14 protein-coding genes (1 of these 14 running past the window's edge) are annotated in these 18,316 nt (G+C 51.0%); 2 read left to right on the top strand and 12 right to left on the bottom strand.

Translation table 11 applies throughout. The features are described 5' to 3' along the window. The 8 genes from ligA to BBD42_RS11470 all read right to left on the bottom strand — a co-directional run. On the bottom strand, nucleotides 1–421 hold the beginning of the coding sequence (gene ligA, locus BBD42_RS11505) for an NAD-dependent DNA ligase LigA (RefSeq protein WP_172455711.1). The gene continues 1,628 nt to the left of window position 1, outside the view; only the first 421 of its 2,049 coding nucleotides appear in the window; it begins with the start codon at nucleotides 419–421; its stop codon lies beyond the left edge, outside the window. Between the two features lie 32 nt (nucleotides 422–453). Further along, a complete protein-coding gene (gene pcrA, locus BBD42_RS11500) occupies nucleotides 454–2,805 on the bottom strand; it encodes a DNA helicase PcrA (RefSeq protein ID WP_099518278.1) in 2,352 nt (783 codons plus the stop codon). Between the two features lie 115 nt (nucleotides 2,806–2,920). After that, the gene (pcrB, locus tag BBD42_RS11495) at nucleotides 2,921–3,643 is read right to left on the bottom strand and encodes a heptaprenylglyceryl phosphate synthase (protein WP_099518277.1); all 723 of its coding nucleotides are present in this window, start codon (nucleotides 3,641–3,643) and stop codon (nucleotides 2,921–2,923) included. A 350-nt stretch (nucleotides 3,644–3,993) separates the two neighbouring features. Continuing rightward, the gene (locus BBD42_RS11490) at nucleotides 3,994–6,531 is read right to left on the bottom strand and encodes a U32 family peptidase (protein ID WP_099518276.1); all 2,538 of its coding nucleotides are present in this window, start codon (nucleotides 6,529–6,531) and stop codon (nucleotides 3,994–3,996) included. A 184-nt stretch (nucleotides 6,532–6,715) separates the two neighbouring features. Further along, nucleotides 6,716–7,927 carry an efflux RND transporter periplasmic adaptor subunit gene (locus BBD42_RS11485; RefSeq protein ID WP_099518275.1) on the bottom strand — a complete coding sequence of 404 codons (1,212 nt, stop codon included), beginning with the start codon at nucleotides 7,925–7,927 and terminating at the stop codon, nucleotides 6,716–6,718. Nucleotides 7,928–7,983: 56 nt separating this feature from the next. Then, nucleotides 7,984–11,094: an efflux RND transporter permease subunit gene (locus tag BBD42_RS11480; RefSeq protein WP_099518274.1), complete on the bottom strand. Its 3,111-nt coding sequence runs from the start codon at nucleotides 11,092–11,094 to the stop codon at nucleotides 7,984–7,986. A 200-nt stretch (nucleotides 11,095–11,294) separates the two neighbouring features. Further along, the gene (locus BBD42_RS11475; RefSeq protein ID WP_099518273.1) at nucleotides 11,295–12,683 is read right to left on the bottom strand and encodes a HAMP domain-containing sensor histidine kinase; all 1,389 of its coding nucleotides are present in this window, start codon (nucleotides 12,681–12,683) and stop codon (nucleotides 11,295–11,297) included. Beyond that, the gene (locus BBD42_RS11470) at nucleotides 12,677–13,360 is read right to left on the bottom strand and encodes a response regulator transcription factor (RefSeq protein WP_056036993.1); all 684 of its coding nucleotides are present in this window, start codon (nucleotides 13,358–13,360) and stop codon (nucleotides 12,677–12,679) included. Before BBD42_RS11470 ends, BBD42_RS11475 begins: the two co-directional genes overlap by 7 nt. 249 nt (nucleotides 13,361–13,609) lie before the next feature. On the opposite strand from BBD42_RS11470, the gene BBD42_RS11465 reads away from it, so the two are divergent. Then, on the top strand, nucleotides 13,610–14,578 hold the full coding sequence (locus tag BBD42_RS11465; protein WP_056036991.1) for a sugar phosphate isomerase/epimerase family protein: 969 nt from the start codon (nucleotides 13,610–13,612) through the stop codon (nucleotides 14,576–14,578). 175 nt (nucleotides 14,579–14,753) lie between these two features. Then, the gene (locus BBD42_RS11460) at nucleotides 14,754–15,182 is read left to right on the top strand and encodes a CBS domain-containing protein (protein ID WP_099518272.1); all 429 of its coding nucleotides are present in this window, start codon (nucleotides 14,754–14,756) and stop codon (nucleotides 15,180–15,182) included. A gap of 113 nt (nucleotides 15,183–15,295) precedes the next feature. Here BBD42_RS11460 and BBD42_RS11455 read toward each other — a convergent pair whose 3' ends face one another. From BBD42_RS11455 to BBD42_RS11440, 4 genes are all read right to left on the bottom strand, one after another. Next, nucleotides 15,296–15,718, bottom strand: a complete 423-nt coding sequence (locus BBD42_RS11455) for an OsmC family protein (protein WP_046229750.1) — start codon at nucleotides 15,716–15,718, stop codon at nucleotides 15,296–15,298. 123 nt (nucleotides 15,719–15,841) lie between these two features. Further along, nucleotides 15,842–16,612, bottom strand: coding sequence for an amino acid ABC transporter ATP-binding protein (locus BBD42_RS11450; protein WP_099521573.1), 771 nt, complete (start codon nucleotides 16,610–16,612; stop codon nucleotides 15,842–15,844). Nucleotides 16,613–16,733: 121 nt separating this feature from the next. Continuing rightward, nucleotides 16,734–17,378, bottom strand: coding sequence for an amino acid ABC transporter permease (locus BBD42_RS11445; RefSeq protein WP_099518271.1), 645 nt, complete (start codon nucleotides 17,376–17,378; stop codon nucleotides 16,734–16,736). 50 nt (nucleotides 17,379–17,428) lie between these two features. Beyond that, nucleotides 17,429–18,301 (bottom strand): transporter substrate-binding domain-containing protein, encoded by an 873-nt coding sequence (locus BBD42_RS11440; protein ID WP_216364927.1) that lies wholly within the window; start codon nucleotides 18,299–18,301, stop codon nucleotides 17,429–17,431. Between the last annotated feature and the right edge of the window lie 15 nt (nucleotides 18,302–18,316).

Raw genomic sequence — 18,316 nt, 5'->3', positions numbered from 1 at the left:
GATTCAGCGTCAATCCATCGAACTTCAGCTCAATAACATAGCTTGGGTCTGGGAGCGGATCAACATCTGGATTTTTCGTATTATAATCGTTTACCGCCCGCAGCATCCGCTGGTTCCAGGCATGCAGCCCTTCAATGTTTTGCGCCTTGTCCAAGCTCCACAGCTTGGCACGGTGACGATGCGGCTCAAAGCCCTTAAGAAGCTCTCCACCAACACGTTGTGTTGGCGAATCCGGCAGCACGGTTCCCGTCTCCTTCTCCAATGCGACCAGCTCATCATAAAGCTTGTCATAATCAGCATCGTCAATGGACGGCTGATCAAGCGTGTAATACTGGTAGTTATGGGCGGTAATTTCATCAATTAGCGTAATCATTCGTTCGGTTTGGGCAGGTGAAGCTGCAGCTGTTTCCGCTTGGTTCATTTCCACAGCAAATGTCCCCTTTCAATAATGAGCTAAACTTTCGTTATTGGCGCAAAGCCTGCAAGCAGGCGTTTCACCCCTGTCGGAGCGGGAAAAGCGATCTGAAGCTCCATGTCATTGCCTGTTCCTTTCACGGAAACGATAACGCCTTCGCCCCATTTGCCGTGGGCTACGCGGTCGCCGGCAGCGAACTGCTTCGCGCCTGCATCACCAGCTGCGCCCGCTGCTCCTGCACCGGCCGCTTGCGGCGTGCTTACTCGAACGCCGCTGCTTGTGCTCGTGCCGAGCGATCGGCCGCCAGAGCCAATTCCGCCATTTGCCGCAGGGCGCGAAGGAGCCGTGCGCCCGCCAGAGCCGAAGCCAGCCGAGCTTCCAGCGCCGTACCTGCTGCCTCCTCCACTGCGGCCAAAACCGCCCGAAGCGGAAGCATCCTTTTTGAGCTCGCTCGGCACTTCATCCAGAAAGCGTGAAGGCATATTCGATGCGGTCCGTCCGAATAAAGTGCGCATCCGGGCCGAAGTCATAAACAGCTGCTTCTCTGCGCGGGTTATGCCTACATAGGCAAGTCGGCGCTCCTCCTCCAGCTCATCATTGTCGCTTAAGGCGCGGCTGTGCGGGAAGATGCTCTCCTCCATGCCAATAATAAAGACAACTGGGAACTCCAAGCCTTTGGCGCTATGCATCGTCATCAGTACAACAGCGTCACTTGGGGCAGCATTGCCCTGCTCATCCTGTTTATCCATGGAATCAATATCCGCGATGAGAGCAAGATCGGTCAGGAAGGATACGAGCGTCTTGTCTTCGTTGCGATTCTCAAATTCCATCGTAACGGACAGGAACTCGTCAATATTTTCGACCCGTGCCGTCGATTCCAATGTTTTCTCGCGCTGAAGCTCCAGCTTGTACTGGGTCATCTCCAGCACCTTCTCCGTCAGCTCCGTTACCGACAAATATTCAACCATGCCAGCAAGGTTGCTGATCATTATATAGAACTCTCCAAGCAGCGCTTGCGTACGGGCATTGATATCCAGCCCCTGTAGATTGCCCAAAACGTTGAAAATCGAAGTACCGCTCCGCGCTGCCTCCTCGGCCAGCTTGCCAACCGTCGTATCGCCAATGCCGCGCTTCGGCACATTAATGACGCGTGCAAGGCTAATATCGTCATCCGGGTTGGAAATCAGCCGCAAATAAGCGAGCAAATCTTTAATCTCTTTGCGATCGTAGAACTTGATGCCGCCCACGATTTGATAAGGAATATCCGATTTGATCAAAATTTCCTCTATAACCCGAGACTGCGCGTTCGTCCGATACAAAATGGCATGATCCCCAAATTTGCGTCCGCTATTTTTATTTTTACGAATTTCGCCTGTTACAAAGTAACCCTCGTCATGCTCAGAATCGGCCTGATACACCGTAATTTCGTCTCCGGCACCTTGATCGGTCCAAAGGTTCTTCGGCTTGCGTCCGGTGTTGAGGCTGATGACCGCATTCGCCGCATTCAAAATATTGGCCGTAGAACGATAGTTCTGCTCCAGCATAATCGTCTGCGCTTCGGGATAATCGCCCTCGAAATTCAAAATATTCGTAATGTCCGCTCCGCGCCAGCGGTAAATCGACTGGTCGCTGTCGCCGACGACGCAAATATTGTGATGCTTGTCTGCTAGCATGCGGCACAGCATATACTGCGCACGGTTCGTATCCTGATACTCATCGACATGAAGGTAACGGAATTTGTTCTGGTAAAAATCCAGCACCTCCGGCACTTCCTGGAACAGTTGAATCGTCTTCATAATCAAATCGTCGAAATCGAGCGAGTTGTTGCTTTTGAGCCGCTTCTGATAGGACTTGTACACCTTAATGACGATATCCTGAAAATAGTCCCCCGCCTTCTGCTCATACCGCTCCGGCGTTAGCAGCTCATTCTTCGCGGCGCTAATGGACGCTTGAACAGCCTTCGGCTCGAATTTCTTCGTGTCGATATTCAGATCCTTCATGCAATTGCGAATAACCGACAGCTGGTCGCCTGAATCCAAAATCGTAAAATTCGAAGTAAAACCTATCCGGTCAATGTCCTTGCGCAAAATTCGCACGCACATCGAGTGGAAGGTAGATACCCAAATATCGTTGCCCGACGGGCCGATCAGTGCGCTAACTCTGTCACGCATTTCACGCGATGCCTTATTCGTAAAGGTAATCGCCAAAATGCTCCAAGGCGCTACGCGCTTCTTCTCAATTAAATAAGCGATTCGATGGGTTAATACGCGGGTTTTGCCGCTGCCTGCTCCCGCCATAATCAATAGCGGCCCATCGGTTGCTTTTACCGCTTCGCGCTGCGGTGGGTTAAGCTTCTGTACCGCCTCGTCGATGCTTATAAAATTAAACATGGTCGTTCTCCTTTGTTCGCATTTGTTCGCCTATCAACAGTGTAGACAACGGGCCGTGAAGTGTCAATTTACCGATGCAAATAAAGCCCTAAATAGACGATTGTTTTTATAAAAGCTAGGCTTCGTTTCTTGTATGCTTGCGAATCGTGTTGTGAACGGCAGGCACAGTAGCCAGTGCTGCCTCCAAATCTGCATAAATAATATTGCCGACGACAACGGTATCGCAAGCGGATGCCGCCTCGCTCGCCTTCTCTGCGCTGTCGATGCCGCCACCATAAAATAGCTGGGCCTGCGCGATCGTATCATACGCTTTGTGAACGAGAGCCATATCCCCGTAACGTCCGCTGTATTCGATATAAATGACGGGTAGGCGCATGAGCCGGTCTGCCATTTGCACATGAGCGAGCAGCTGCTCCTCATCCAGGTCGGCATTCGCGCCTGTCAGCTTGGCCGCGGTCGCTTCTTCATTCAATATAATATAACCTTGCGCCGCCGTTTCCTCCCATGGAATGAAAGAGCCGAATGCTTGCAGCCCTTCTGTCTGGCGGCCATTAATCCACTCTGCCTGGCTCGTGTTCAATACGAGCGGCACGAAATAGCCATCAAAGCCGGGAACCGCCGCATCCATCGTCGATACCTCCAGCGCGCAATCTACCGCATAACGGCGAATGCGCGCCATTAAATCTACGGTATTTTCAAATGTAACGCCGCTAGAGCCTCCTACTAATACAGCGTCTGTACCCGACATGCAAATCGCATCCAGCTCCTCATCCGAGATGCTGCGCTCCGGGTCCAGCTTAAATACATGTCTCCAACCTGCATACCATTGTACGTCCATCCTCAACATTACCCCGCTTATCCCTATCCGTTATGCGGCTCACTTAGGAGCTGCGAGGAACTTAGTAACGCTTTTGTTGACAAAATCTCCACGGTTTCGGGAGTTTATCCAACAAATTAGCGGTACTTTCTTTCGCCGCAGTCTCTTGTCGTTATGAGCGCTTCAGTTATTTAAGTAAATACGGCTCTAAATTGCAGCCTGCTTCTTCCTATGCTAAGCGAGCCGCATGGCGGTGTCAAACTGCTTCGATAAGCTCAAAATTCGTTCCTGTGAGTGATCCGGCCGTCTCCTTCAAAAAAAGAGCCGGCACTGCGTTTCCCGCAATGCCGGCTCCCCTCCTTGCTGCTTTCTTACTTCACCAATTGTCCGCGCGTTACGCCGATTTGGTTCGTTGCTTTCAGCGTACGCCATACTTTTGTGCCTGTAATACGGCCATCGAGCGCATCGCGGTATAGAGAAAGCACTTCCGTTACCCGCTCCGGCGTTTCTTCCAAAAACTCGACGCGGAACGATGGAATGCCCAGCTCCAAAAATTGCTTAATATATTCAGCGCCTGATTGCTCAATAGCATTGTACACCGTATTGCGGCAGCCTTCGTCTACGCGAACCGGATGGGACATGCCAATACGGTCCTGCAAGGAAGCTCGCGAATCTTCGCACGGGCGTCCACAATTCGTAAAGTTGGTGCCTTCACTCATAAAGGTGCAATAGACGCAGTGCTCCGTATGGAACATTGGCAAATGCTGCTGGATTACGACTTCCAGCTTCGCTGTATTAGCCTTGTTCAGCATGTCCATCATTTGCTGAATGTTCAGGTCGTAAGACGGCGTAATCATATCGAGGCCAACTTCTTCAAAAAGCTTCACTGTTTTGTGATTAGCCACATTAAGCGAGAAATCGCCAATCAGCTTAGGGAATGGCTGATCTGGGTTTTCGGCCTTAGCGCGCAAATAATAATAAAGCGCACCTGTGTTACGGACAAGCACAGCATCTGGCTTAAGCTTCAAAATGTTAGCATGGTAGCCGTTTTCACCCGGCATATGAATGCGCGGGGTTGCCAGGGCGATCGGCTTGCCAGCCGCACGCGCCAGCTCCACAGCCGCCGGAAATTGCTTTATAAATTCAAAATCAGCATAAATCATATCGACATCGGCGGCGATAGCCGCTTCGACTTGCGGCAAGCCGCGGCATAGAGCCGTCAGGCGCGGCGCAAGATCGCCTTCGTGCGAATAGCCGGAGACAGCTGCTGGAACAGCTTCTTGATCCGCGGTATCGGCCAGCGGGTCGATGTTATTTTTCACATAGACGGGCGGCTTCGGACGTTCTCCAGCCAAATGCTCCACCGCTTCGCGGCGCATCCGGTTAAGCTCGCGCACGGGCACAATTAGTTCGCCCTCAAGCAGCACTTCCAAATGGTCGAGCTGATAAACCGTTCCGCCTAGACGGCCCAGTTGATCGCTAAGCAGCTCGGCATCCATCGGACGCTTCTGCGCCTGCTCCAGCATCAGTTCGGATACTACTTCTACCGTCGTGCCTTTTTGCATATCCGTCCATACCGTCCGCAGCGGCTCGCCAAGCTTGCCTGTTACCGAAACATGAAGCGGGAAAACGCGGTAGGGCTTTTCCGTCTCATAGGTCGCACGCAGACGCTTATCCAGCGCCGGGTCATTCGTCTTCCAGACGCGGTCGCCTACATGCACCTTGCGCAAATCAACGTCGCTGCGCCCTGGGACGAGCTCCAGCAGCGTGCCTTCCTGCGCTTCGCCTTCAATCTTCACGCCTTGGCGGCGAATGTCGTAGACGCGGCCGCCCTCTTCCTTCTTCGTAGGATCGCCAGCGTCGAAGACGACGCCATCGCCACGCTTAAGCGGAGCTTCCAGACGCACCGTTACCGCATCGCGAAGAATGCGCTCGACACGGCCAATGAAGACGCCGCGGCTTTTGGGAAACGTGCCTTCTACGAGCATTTTATTGTTCGTGCCCGACAGGAAGCCATGTGTGAAGCCGCGAGAGAAGCTTTGCTGCAATTCGCGAACTTCCTCTACCGATGGCTTGGACAGGTCGCCGTCAAAATATTTATCAATCGCCTTGCGGTATTTGCTGACCACATTGGCTACGTATTCCGGGCTTTTGAGACGTCCTTCGATTTTAAAGGAAACGACGCCCGCTTCAATCAGCTCAGGCACGAGATCGATCGCCGCCAAATCCTTCGGTGACAGCAAATACGAAATATCGCCCATCGGCTGATGCTTGCCATCGACCATCAGGTCATAAGGCAGACGGCATGCTTGTGCGCATTCGCCGCGGTTCGCCGAGCGTCCGCCCCACATTTCCGATGTTAGACACTGGCCGGAATACGATACGCATAATGCGCCATGCACGAAAACTTCCATTGGAAGCTTCGCTTGTTCGCCGATCGTTTTGATTTGCTTCAAGTTATTTTCGCGGCCGAGAACGACTCGCTCCATATTAAACGGCTTCGTAAATTCCACCGCTTCCGGAGAAGTAATCGTCATCTGTGTCGAGCCATGAATCGGAAAATCCGGGGAAAGCTCGCGAATGAGCTTCACGAGTCCCAAATCCTGCACGATAACCGCATCCACACCTGCATCTATGCACATTTCAATGAGCGTCTGAGCATCGCGAAGCTCGTCCTCAAACACTAGAATATTAAAAGTCAAAAAGCCCTGCACGCCATAGCTATGCAAAAAGGCCATAATCTCAGGCAGCTCCTCGCTGCGGAAATTATTCGCTCTCGCACGCGCATTGAATTTTTCCACACCAAAAAAGACAGCATCCGCACCGTTCGCAACCGCCGCCCGCATACATTCCCAGTCGCCTGCCGGAGCAAGCAACTCTACATCTTGACGCGTTATATTTGCTTTCATAGTACCGCACATTCTCCTCAATAGTTAGCAATCTGTTGCTACTAGTGTAACAAACCGCCGCCAGCTATTCCACCATACATTGTTGACAAAATAATAGAAAGTCCAGACATGCTATCAAAATTTCTGTTAAAAATTAAAAAAGGAAGGAGCCTCCTTGCCGCTCCCTCCCTTGCTTTCGCCAACCTTAGGACTTCTTCGCAGCCTCTTCGTTCTCAATCTTCTGCCCGTCGCTCAGCGTATGCTGGCCGGAGACGACAACGGTCTCGCCTGCTTTCAATCCTTCCAGCACTTCCTGATAGACGCCATTGACGCGGCCCAGTTTAACTGCGCGCTTCTCGGCTGTACCCGCATTGGACAGCATGACGAAAGTTTCGCTGCCTTCACGCACAATGCTCAGCGAAGGAACGGCAATAACCTCTTCCTCCGCAACGGTCGTCAGTTCCACCTGAACGCGTCCGCCTGGTTTTAACGAGCCATCGGTATTTTCCGTTGTAAGCTCAAGCGCGTACATTCTCGTTTTGGCATTAGGTACCGAAGCGAGGTAGACCACTTTCGCCTTTTTCTTCACCGAAGGGTTATCGGCATTGTAGTAAACGAGCTCTTTCTTGCCTCGTGCAAGCTCGGCCGCCGGTTCGCTCAGCTCGGTTTTAATTGAAATTTGCTTCACATTTTGCACAACAGCTACTACCGTACCTGCATTTATCGTCATGCCCTCGCTTACAGCAAAATCAGTAATCGTACCGTCCGCAGGAGCAGTAATTTGATAGCTGTCCAGCTGAATATCCGCCTGCTCGACGGCTAATCTCGCCGCATCGATTTGGGACTGCAAGCCGGAAAGCGAGCTGCCATTATCCAGGTCGGAAAGCTGCTGCTTGGCCGACTCCAGATTACGGCGTGCGGCATCAATCAAATTTTGATCGTCACCGGCACTAGCCTGAATGTACTGCGTCTCCAGACTAGCAATATTATTCAGCAAAGTGGAACGGCTTGAAGCTATATCCTGCTTAGCCTTTACCAATGATTGCTCTGCTGCCGTCAAGCTGGTTTCCGCGCGCTTGCGGTCCAGCACTGCGAGATTCGACTCCAATTGAATGATAGCTTCACCTTTTTTAACCGTGTCGCCATTGTTCTTCAGCACGCGGGCGATTTTGCCAGAAGCCATTGTCGGGATATCCAGACGTACCGAGGCGCTTACCTCAGCGACCTGCTCGCGTGGATTACCCATGCTGTGCTTGGCTGCCGCCTCAGTTTTAATGACTGTCACTTGTTGCTCTACTGCTGTCTCTTCTGCAGCAGGTGCCGCGCTCGAGCATCCGGCAGCCATTAAAGCTACCGCAAACACGGTTGCTAGTGCGGCTTTGCTTCGCCTCTCCTGCTTGATCAAACGAAAAAACATATGTTCCAGCTCCCCTCTATATTGTTAACCCTGTTAACCATTTATGTTCTAAATGGTTAACCTTCCAAATTGGCAGGCTTATTAAAATCTACTGGTGCAGATTGGCCTTTCCCTTTGCGGGACAGCTTGCCCGTAATCGCTTCTAGCATCTCATATACGACTGGTACCACTACAAGCGTGAGAAGTGTAGAAGTGATCAAGCCGCCGATAACAACGACCGCAAGCCCTTTAGAAATAAGTACGCCTTCACCAGCGCCCATTGCCAGCGGAATCATTGCTACTATCGTTGCGCCCGCAGTCATAATAATCGGACGCAACCGGACTCTGCCCGCTTCAACCAGTGCATGGCGGACGGAGAAGCCTTCATGCCGCAGCTGCTGTGCACGGTCGAGCAATACGATCGCGTTGGTGACGACGATGCCGATCAGCATCATAAATCCGATGAGCGATGTAATATTAATCGATTCATTCGTAACCAGCAGTCCGAGCAAACCGCCAATAATGGCGAGCGGCAGCGAGAATAAAATCGCAAACGGCGTGCTGGCATTGCCGAAGCACAGAACGAGTATAAAATAAACGATTGCGATAGATACAGCCATAGCCATAAACAGCTGTGTGAAGCTTTCGGCGATGTCCTCCGACACCCCTTGAATCTCGGTAGACACACCCGTTGGAAGCTCAATCGCATCCAGCGCTGCCGCTACTCTTGTGCTGACCTCGGTCTGGTTCGCTGCATCAATGGTAGCCGACATCTTCACGACCTGCGAGCGCGATTCCCGGCTCAAAGAAGCTGGAGCCTGTACTTCCTCTACTTTAGCAACCTCTTGCAAATAAACGATGCCTGCCGTAGGCGATGAAATCGGCATTCTGCCAAGCTTCTCAAGCGAGCCTTTATCTTCATCGCGAAGCTTAACCACCGTGGAATACAAAACATTATCAAAGCGAACATCTCCGAGACGCTGCTCTGCAAGCCACATCCGGACGGCATCTCTGACGGCGGCAGGATTAAGTCCAAGCTCTCTAGCCTTCGTCTGGGAAACAGCAATGCTGATTTCCGTTTTCGCGTCGCTAAGCGTATCGGTGATTTTGGTAAGCTCAGGGAACTCCTTCATTTTATCCTTGATGAGCGCGGCCCCCTGTTCGAGCAGCTGCTGATCATCACCTTTCAGCACATAAGAGAAGCTTCCGCCGCTAAGGCCTCCACCACCGCTTGCCATCTGGCCCGTTACTTCCGTGCCTTGGGGCAGCTGGTTTTTAATTAGTTCCACATAATTGTTCAATACTCGCGTTGAATCCTCTGCTTCGCTGATCTCAGCAGTTAGCGAGGTTGTATAAGGAACGGTATCGTCACTGTCCGCATAACCGACCAAGGACTCTACGAAGGTGAACAGGCTGCCGCCTTGGCTGTCTTTGGCATCCAGCAGCATCTTCTCGATCTCCTGTGACTGCATGTCATTGCTTTCCAGCGACGTTTCATACGGGTATTTTACCTGGAAGAACACGAGCTTCTCCGGTCCGCTCGAAGGCAGGAAGTTAACCGCCAAATTCGGTATCGTAATCGCCATAGTCACAATAAGCATAACAAGCGACATCAGCAAGGTTTTGATCCGATTAGACAAGCACCATACTAGAATACGCTCATATAGACGCGTTACTTTGCCGTCATGCGCATGCTCGTTCTGCTTTATCTGCTTGCGGCTGCGCAGTACGAGCAGCTTTGTCATCATTGGAATGACCGTTAATGCCACGACCAGTGAAGCAAGCAGGGCACATGATACCGTCAGCGCGAACGGCCGGAACATCTCCCCAACGATTCCGCCAACAACAGCCAGCGGCAGAAACACGCCTGCCGTAACGAGCGTCGAGGACGTTATCGCCATGGAAACTTGGCGGGTAGCCATAATGATGACGGATTCGCCGCGCTCCTGCGCTTTTTCCAGATTGCTGTATATGTTCTCAATGACGACGATACTATCGTCCACAATTCGCCCAATGGCGATGAACATGCCGCCTAGCGTCATAATGTTCAGCGTAATATTCATGCTCGACATCATAATCAGCGTGATTAAAATCGAGAGCGGAATCGAGACGAGAACGATCATCGTCATCCGAACATTGCGAAGGAATAGCAGAATCATAAGCGAGGCCAGCGCAACCCCGATCAAGCCTTCCTTCAAAATGCCGCTGATCGATTTTCTGACCTCATCGGCGCCATCGTAGATTTTTTGGAACGTAATCGCTGGCTGCTTGGTCTCCCAATCGGTAAGCACCGCGTTGACTTCATTGGAGAAATCAACCGCATTGGCTTCGCTCATCTTGTAGAGACGAATGCCTAGCGCAGGCTGATCGTTGAAGCGGGCAATAAACTTTGACTCGTTTACAGCCTGGACATCTCCCAAATCCTGAAGCAGCACCGTTTGGCCTGTGCTCGTCGCAAACTCCAAATTGCGAAGGCCATAAATGCTGTTCAAATCGCCAGTCACCCGTGCCATCTGCGATTTGCCGTCCAGCTCTACAGAACCGACTGCACCGTCCGTCAGAGCAGATTGAATGGCACTGGTTACCTCTACCGCCGACAAGTTGAAGACGGATAAAGCATCTGCATCCAGTAAAATATCAAGCGAGGTTGAACTGACCCCGATCGAATTGACATGGTCAATGCCATTAACGCCTTCCAGCGATGGCTCGATGTTATCCTCATAAAGCTTGTTAAGCTCGGTTTGCGACATGCCCTCCCCGGCATATAGCGTTAAGTAATAAGCGGGCTGGGAGGAAAAGCCGAAGGTCAGAACTTTAGGCGTACTCGCGCCACCCGGCAGCACTACCTCCTGCAGCATGCTTTCCAGCTCCGTCTTTTTCTCCTTTACATCGTAGCCTTGCTTGAACTGGACAACGACGCTGGAAACATTATCGCTAGACGTGGAGCTGAGTGTATCCAGCCCTTGTATGTTCGCGATTTTATCCTCAATCGGCTTCGTCACCTCATCCATCACATCCATTGGCGGTGCCGGATATGTAGTTTGAATCATGACAACTGGAAAAGAGATATCGGGAATCGTCTCCATCTTCAGAGTCGCCGTTGCGTATAGCCCCCCTCCTACAAGCAGGGCAATCAATATAACCATTGCAGCCACTTTATTCATCGAAAAGCGGATTAAACCATTCAACCAGAACCCCTCCTACTCGCGTGTATACCTCAACGTTAAACTTTCTGTATGAACATAACGTGAACCATGCAAAAAAAATGATGCAGGCGGCCATTTTTTTTGCAGCGTTCGCCTTCGCAGTAGTGAAAGGATAGGCGATCAAGGGATGCTCTTATCGTTAGCCCATCATCTGAGAGGAAGCGGGCGGCGCCTTCAGCCTGTCAGGGAATCCGCTTCTTGGCTGCCATGCTCGGCAGCGTCACATCTACGCGTGCCCCGCCTTCCACCCGGTTCGTAATACGGATGACGCCTTGATGCAAATTGACGATTTTTTGAGCGATGGATAGGCCAAGACCGCTGCCACCCAGCTTTTTGCTGCGGGATTTGTCTGCCTTATAAAATCGTTCAAACAACCTATAGCCGTCTTCGTCAGGAAACCCGCTCCCATTATCCGATACGGATACTTTAACGGAGTCTGTATCAAGGCTCATCTCAATGCGAATGTATCCGCCTTCCGGAGCAAATTTGATCGCGTTGCCGATAACATTGATCCATACCTGGCTCAGCTGATCCTCGTCGGCATTAATTTTCACATGGGGCAGCTCCAATATCATTTCAAGCGATTTTTCCGACCACAGCGGTTCGCAGGCGACAATAACTTGCCGCAGCTGCTCATCAAGATCGTAGGTCACCGGATCAAAAGCAGGCACGGCGGAATCCAGTTCCGCCAGTTTTAGCAAATTGTCGCTAAGACGCGACAGACGCTGGCTTTCTGTATAGATGATTTGCAAATAACGCTGCTTCTGCTCGGGATCATCGACCGCATCCAGCATAAGCATCCGTGAAAATCCGGCAATTGACGTCAGCGGCGATTGGATTTCATGCGAGACGCTGCTGACAAACTGCCCACGCAGTTCATCCATCTGCTGGATCTCCTTCGCCATGCCGCTGAAGCTTTGTGCCAGCTGCCCTAGCTCATCCGTGCGCCTGCCTGACTTTAGCTCAATGTCGAAACGCCCACTCGCCATCCGCTCCACCGCCTGCTTCATTTCCTTAAGCGGACGCACCAAATAGATGGCTGCCACAAAAATACACAGGCCGCCTACCCCCAGCACAACAGCAAGCGCTACGAACAGCATCTGGTTGAAAATAGCCACCTGGCTCGACTTCTGATGCACGAACAGCCCGTAAGATTTATGATCCCATGTAAATGGCATCCCGAGCACAAGGCCATTCCCTGCTGTGAAGCCAAAACCAATATTCACGAACGGCTCGCCGCCTATGACAGATTTTGAAATGCTGTCTCCAGGAGTAATGCCGTATTGTGCAAACAGCTTCCCCTCCTCATTCAACCAGCCCTTCTCATCCATAACCATGAGTGTATATGAAGGAGTAGGCTGCAATATCTTTACAATCCGCTCTCCTTCGTCTAAGCCATATTGCTCATATATGGTCGCAATAGATTGTCCGTATCCTAAAACTTCCTTCTTCACTTCCGTAATTACCTGGTCCTTAAACAGCGTAATCGTAATAAAGAAGGCGCTGACCAGACCGACCAGCACCGCCGTTATAAAACTAATAATGACCCTGACATATAACGTTCTTAGCATGCATCCACCATTTCAAGCCTGTAGCCAAGTCCCCGCTTAGTTACAATCGTAAAAGGCGCATCCATTTCTGCAAAACGTTCGCGCAATCGCTTAATATGTACATCGACTGTCCGCTCGTCACCGAAAAACTGCGGGCCCCAAATTTGGCTAATCAGCTCGTTGCGCGTGAAAATTTTGCCCGGATTGCCCGCCAGCTTGAACAACAGCTCAAATTCCTTCAGCGGCAGTGCCACCCGTGCCTGACCCTGCATCACCTCAAACGTGTGCCGGTCCAGCACAAAATCGCCCAACTGCAGCCGCATAGACGCCTCAATCCGGTAGCGTTTCAGCAACGCCCGAACGCGCAGCACCAGCTCGTAGGGCTCGAAAGGCTTCACCATATAATCATCGGTTCCCAGTCCAAACGCTTTGATTTTCTGATTAATTTCACGCTTTGCGGTTACCATCAGCACAGGGATATTTGGGTATTCTTCCTTTACAAATTTACATAGCTCCCAGCCATCCATGACGGGCATCATGACATCAAGCACAACTAAGTCTGCTTTTTGCTTTCTCAGCAGCCGAATGGCCTCTTTGCCATGGCTTGCCTGAATCGTCTGAAATCCCTCACTGCTTAGCTGCGCGTGCATAAGCTCGCGTATATCTGGATCATCATCCACTAACATGACACTTGCCATCGCTTACTTCCTCCCGCTCTTGTTGGGCTTCTCCATAGTTTTCGGCAGTTTCTATTCAAAATTATAGCTTATGGCCAGAAAAAACTGTCAAGTCTTATCTATAACTTGTACGAACGAGAAAGCTTTTGGTAACCTTTTGTTTTGTTTATATGCGATTATGTCAAATTTGCACTTTTCATTAGATATCGGCAATCGGGCAATGGTATAATGAGAATTAGCTTTTCTTATAAATAGGAGGAATGATTGCCCATGAAATTAGGAGTATTCAGCGTGCTTTTCGCACAGAAGTCATTTGAAGAAGCGCTCGATTACATAGCTGCCAAAGGACTGGATGCTATTGAAATCGGCACTGGCGGTTACCCTGGCACAGCCCACTGTGATCCTGATGTCCTGCTTGCTGATGAGGAAAAGTTGAAAGCGTTTAAGCATGCGGTAGAATCACGCGGCCTGATTATCAGCGCCCTGAGCTGCCACGGCAATCCGCTGCACCCGCAGAAGCATCTTGCTGCTGCAGATGATGCGACCATTCGCAAAACGATCGAACTCGCAGGACGTTTGGGCGTTCCTGTCGTCAATACATTTTCCGGCTGCCCAGGCGACCACGAGGATGCTAAATATCCGAACTGGCCGGTTGCACCTTGGCCAAATGATTTTCAAGAAATTTTGGCTTGGCAGTGGGAGCACAAAGTTATCCCTTATTGGACTGAAATCGGCGCGCTTGCTGTCGAGCATGGTGTGAAAATCGGACTTGAGCTGCACGGCGGCTTCTCCGTTCACAGCCCGGCAACGCTGCTTCGCCTGCGTGAAGCGGTTGGCCCGGTTATCGGCGCCAACTTGGATCCGAGCCACATGTGGTGGCAAGGGATTGATCCGGTTCAAGCAGTGCAAATTTTGGGTCGCGCTGGCGCGATTCACCATTTCCACGCGAAGGATACGACGATTGATCCAATCAACGTCAACCATCACGGCGTAACGGATATGCAATCGTATTCGCTGATGCTGGATCGCGCTTGGCAATTCCGCACCGTCGGCTTCGGGCATGACCTGAAAGTATGGGCAGATATTATTAGCGCGCTTCGTCTAGTCGGCTACGACTATGTCGTGAGCATTGAGCATGAGGACGGCTTGATGTCCGTTGATGAAGGTTTTACGAAAGCGGTGCAAAACCTGCAGCAAGTGCTGATTAAAGAACCACTAGGCGAAATGTGGTGGGTATAGATTGAAGAAGGGCGGCTGCATCCGATGAGGATGTGGCCGCTCTTTTTTTGCAATATGACTGTGGACGAGGAGTTGAAATCTTAACATTCCGCTAATAAATATCACTCTCCGCGTTAATCCTACTAGCGTACTCTATAAGAGCAACCCCCACTAAAACAGAGGATAGGTGATCCGCATGACTGGCTATGCTTCTGATGCCGCTGCCCCTACATTCGTCCCTCAGCTTAACACAAGCCAAACCTGCTATGAGGCGCTCCAGCTGCTTCGCAGCTACCCGGAAGCACCCTGCGCTGTCGTATGCAATTCGCTGGCAGAACCCGTCGGGCTCGTAATGCGCGACCGTTTTTTTCTCCAATTATCAAGCAGCTTCCTTGGCTATTACCAGACGGACATCACCAAGCTCATGAATACCCGCTTTCTCTCCATCGTCGCCCCCTCCGCTGACACAGGCTTAAGTCCCGACACCATCTCCTCAATGAAAAATAAAGCTATTGATCTTCACCCCGAGCTGCGCAGCGATTGCATCGTTATTACGAATGAACAAGGCCAATTCGTGGGTATCATCGATGTTGCCGCCTCGGAAACAGCTCCAGCTTATGTGTAGATTGAGATGCTCCCCCCAGCGACTGCCTCTCTGAATAAGAAAAGAGCCGTAACCCGAACCCGCCCATGGCAGCCTCGGATCACGACTCTTTTTTTGTGTTCGCTGAGATTAGCTTATCCCCGCGTCATTTCTACTCCGTTGAGCACTAGCCGGTAACGAATGTCCGCTTTAAGCGAATCCGAGACGGCGCAATATTTTTCCTTGCCGAGCTCAATCGCTTTCCAAATCCGGTAATCCGGCACATCGCCATTCACTTTGAAAATCAGATCAATAGCCGTAAAGCCTTTCGGCATTTCCTCTTTGCGCGTGCCTTCCGCATCAATCTCGATGCTGGTGATTGAACCGAGGAACGCATCCATAATCATCGTAATATCGATGCCGATGCAGCCCGCGAGGCCTGCCAGCAGCAGCTCCATCGGTGTAGCTCCTTGCCCGTCGCCGCCATATGCTGCGGTTGCATCCATACCAACGCTGTAGCCAGATGGCCCTACAGATGTAAATGCACGTTTGCCTGTCCATGTTGTTGTAACCTTCATTGCGGTGTACCCTCTTTCTTTCGTAAGAATCGAAGGCCATGCCTCCTACTTTAACGCTGAAGTTCTTGTATGGCCTAGGTCGCTTCGTTATGTGCTGCGCATTTTGTAATGTTCTGTTGTTCGTTATTGCTGCTCTTGCTGCACGCCTCTGTGCTGGCCCAGCTTGTTTAGAAAGCGGCGCGCCCTTTCGGTAGCTGGATGGTCGAAAAACACCTCCGGCGCAGCCTCCTCGACAATTTGCCCGTCATCCATAAACACAACCCGGTTCGCGACATGGCGAGCGAAAGCCATTTCATGCGTCACCACCAGCATCGTCATCCCTTCGCGCGCCAGCTGCTGCATGACATCGAGCACCTCGCCAACCAATTCCGGATCAAGCGCCGATGTCGGCTCGTCAAACAATAAAACGTCCGGCTCCATCGCGAGCGCCCGGGCAATTGCTACCCGCTGCTGCTGTCCGCCAGACAGCCTGGATGGATATTCATCCAGCTTGCCTTCCAGCCCAACGCGCTCCAGCATTTTTTTGCCGATCGCGATGGCTTCGCTTTTGGGCAGCTTTTTCACGATGAGCAGTGATTCAATGACGTTGCCTAGCGCCGTTTTGTGCGGATACAAGTTAAACTGCTGAAAGACCATCCCGCTATGGCGGCGAATGGTTCGGACATTCTGCGTGCGCTCGCGTGGCTTCATTTGTGTATTCAGGCGAACACCGTTCATCTCAATACTGCCTCCGCTCAGCGTCTCCAGCCCATTCAAGCAGCGAAGCAGCGTGCTTTTTCCCGAACCGCTTGGCCCGAGCAGCACAATGATCTCCCCCGCATTGACCTGAAGATTGATCCCCTTCAACACCTCGGTGCCCTGAAAAGATTTCGTTAACTTTTCCGTCGTAATCATCGTATTTTTCACGCCCCAACCCAAGCGTAAACGGCTGTCGCCGTCCTCTGGCGGCAAAGCTTCCGTTTCGCGATGAAATATAAGCCCATAATAAGAGTGAAACTTATCATTTCTTATATTTTTAATAAGCTTTGGACAAGCGCTTCTCAATTGCTTCCAAAATAGCTGAAAAAGCGGTGCTCATCACCCAATACATAACTCCAATTCCGATATAAAACGGCATATTGACGTAATACTGCGCAATAAGCAAGTTCGCCTGGCGCAGCAGCTCGGTTACAGTAATAAATGAAACGAGCGAGGTTTCCTTGAGCATCCCGATAAACGTATTGCCCATTGGCGGAATGGCCACCCTTGCCGCTTGCGGAAGCACGATCCGGTACAGCGCCTGCCATGAGGTCATGCCCGTTGCATAAGCGGCCTCCATCTGCCCTTTGGGAATGGACACAATCGCCCCGCGGAACGTCTCCGATAAATATGCCCCGACATTAATGCTTAGCGCTAGTGTTGCCGCTGTAAGCGGCCCGAAAACGATGCCGTAATCAACCAGTCCATAATAAACGACAAAAATTTGGATAAGCACCGGGGTTCCGCGAATAATGGAGACGTAGCCCCGCGCCAGCCATTGAACCGGTCTGTTGCCTTTCAAACGAGCAATCGCTACTACTCCGCCGATAATAAGGCCAAAAAACATCGACATCATCGTCAGCAGCAGCGTATAATAAGCACCCTTAAGCAGAAAAAAGAAATTTTCAAAAACGAGATTCATATCGTGAAGGTTCCCTTCATATGAGCCAAAAATTTTGACGAGAGCCGGGCTTATTCAGCCGTTGGCTCCTCGCCGAACCATTTTACAAAAATAGTTTTATACGTGCCGTCGGCTTTCATCGCCTTCAAAGCTTCATTCAGCGCATCGCGGAATTCAGGATTGTCTTTGCGCACTGCGATGCCTGCATTGTCCGATTTGATTGGATCGCCAACCGCTTTGATTTTAAAGCCATTTTTCTCGACGATCGGCTTCAGAGCATACATATTGTTGATCGTCGCATCGATACGGCCTGCATTCAAATCCTGCAGCGACGTAATGACATCATCATAGGTTTTGATGGTGAAGTTGCCGACTTCAGGCAGCACCGTTTTGCGAAGATACGTTTCGTCGTTCGTACCAAGGCCTACGCCAATGTTTTTGCCTTTAAAATCAGCCAGCTTCGTGATCGTATCGTTTTTCTCGGCAACGATGATTTTGACAGAGTTCGTAATATACGGTTCAGTAAAATCCATCTGCTCCTTGCGCTCGTCAGTAATCGTCATTTGGCTAATGACGACATCAAATTTCTTCGCCTGCAGACCGGCAATCATCCCGGAAAACTCCTGTGCGACAAACTCGGCTTTAACGCCAAGGCGCTTCGCAATTTCTTTAGCAATATCCGCGTCGAAGCCATCCATTTCCTTGTTTTCGTTCAAAAAGTTATACGGGGCATAGGTTCCCATCAAGCCTACCTTAAGTACGCCAGCCTGTTTCACCTGCTCCAGCAAATTGGAAGAGGCTGTTGCTTCTGCTTCCGCTGTTGGCGAAGCTGACCCCGCATTTCCGCTGTTGCTGTTCTTCGAGCCGCAGCCCGCCACAATAACCGCCATCAGCAAAATAGCTGTCATCATCCATAATGTTGTTTTTTTCATTTGATTCCTCATCTTCCACTCTCTCCT

Origin of the sequence: Paenibacillus sp. BIHB 4019, from assembly GCF_002741035.1 — a bacterium.
Classification (GTDB): domain Bacteria; phylum Bacillota; class Bacilli; order Paenibacillales; family Paenibacillaceae; genus Pristimantibacillus.
This window is presented reverse-complemented; position numbering and strand designations above follow the sequence as displayed.

What these genes read in the sequence shown, in the direction of transcription:
- pcrA (WP_099518278.1), bottom strand. Translation starts at nt 2,805, where the DNA reads ATGTTTAATTTTATAAGCATCGACGAGGCGGTACAGAAGCTTAACCCA.
- pcrB (WP_099518277.1), bottom strand. Translation starts at nt 3,643, where the DNA reads ATGGACGTACAATGGTATGCAGGTTGGAGACATGTATTTAAGCTGGAC.
- BBD42_RS11490 (WP_099518276.1), bottom strand. Translation starts at nt 6,531, where the DNA reads ATGAAAGCAAATATAACGCGTCAAGATGTAGAGTTGCTTGCTCCGGCA.
- BBD42_RS11485 (WP_099518275.1), bottom strand. Translation starts at nt 7,927, where the DNA reads ATGTTTTTTCGTTTGATCAAGCAGGAGAGGCGAAGCAAAGCCGCACTA.
- BBD42_RS11475 (WP_099518273.1), bottom strand. Translation starts at nt 12,683, where the DNA reads ATGCTAAGAACGTTATATGTCAGGGTCATTATTAGTTTTATAACGGCG.
- BBD42_RS11470 (WP_056036993.1), bottom strand. Translation starts at nt 13,360, where the DNA reads ATGGCAAGTGTCATGTTAGTGGATGATGATCCAGATATACGCGAGCTT.
- BBD42_RS11465 (WP_056036991.1), top strand. Translation starts at nt 13,610, where the DNA reads ATGAAATTAGGAGTATTCAGCGTGCTTTTCGCACAGAAGTCATTTGAA.
- BBD42_RS11460 (WP_099518272.1), top strand. Translation starts at nt 14,754, where the DNA reads ATGACTGGCTATGCTTCTGATGCCGCTGCCCCTACATTCGTCCCTCAG.
- BBD42_RS11455 (WP_046229750.1), bottom strand. Translation starts at nt 15,718, where the DNA reads ATGAAGGTTACAACAACATGGACAGGCAAACGTGCATTTACATCTGTA.
- BBD42_RS11450 (WP_099521573.1), bottom strand. Translation starts at nt 16,612, where the DNA reads ATGATTACGACGGAAAAGTTAACGAAATCTTTTCAGGGCACCGAGGTG.
- BBD42_RS11445 (WP_099518271.1), bottom strand. Translation starts at nt 17,378, where the DNA reads ATGAATCTCGTTTTTGAAAATTTCTTTTTTCTGCTTAAGGGTGCTTAT.
- BBD42_RS11440 (WP_216364927.1), bottom strand. Translation starts at nt 18,301, where the DNA reads ATGAGGAATCAAATGAAAAAAACAACATTATGGATGATGACAGCTATT.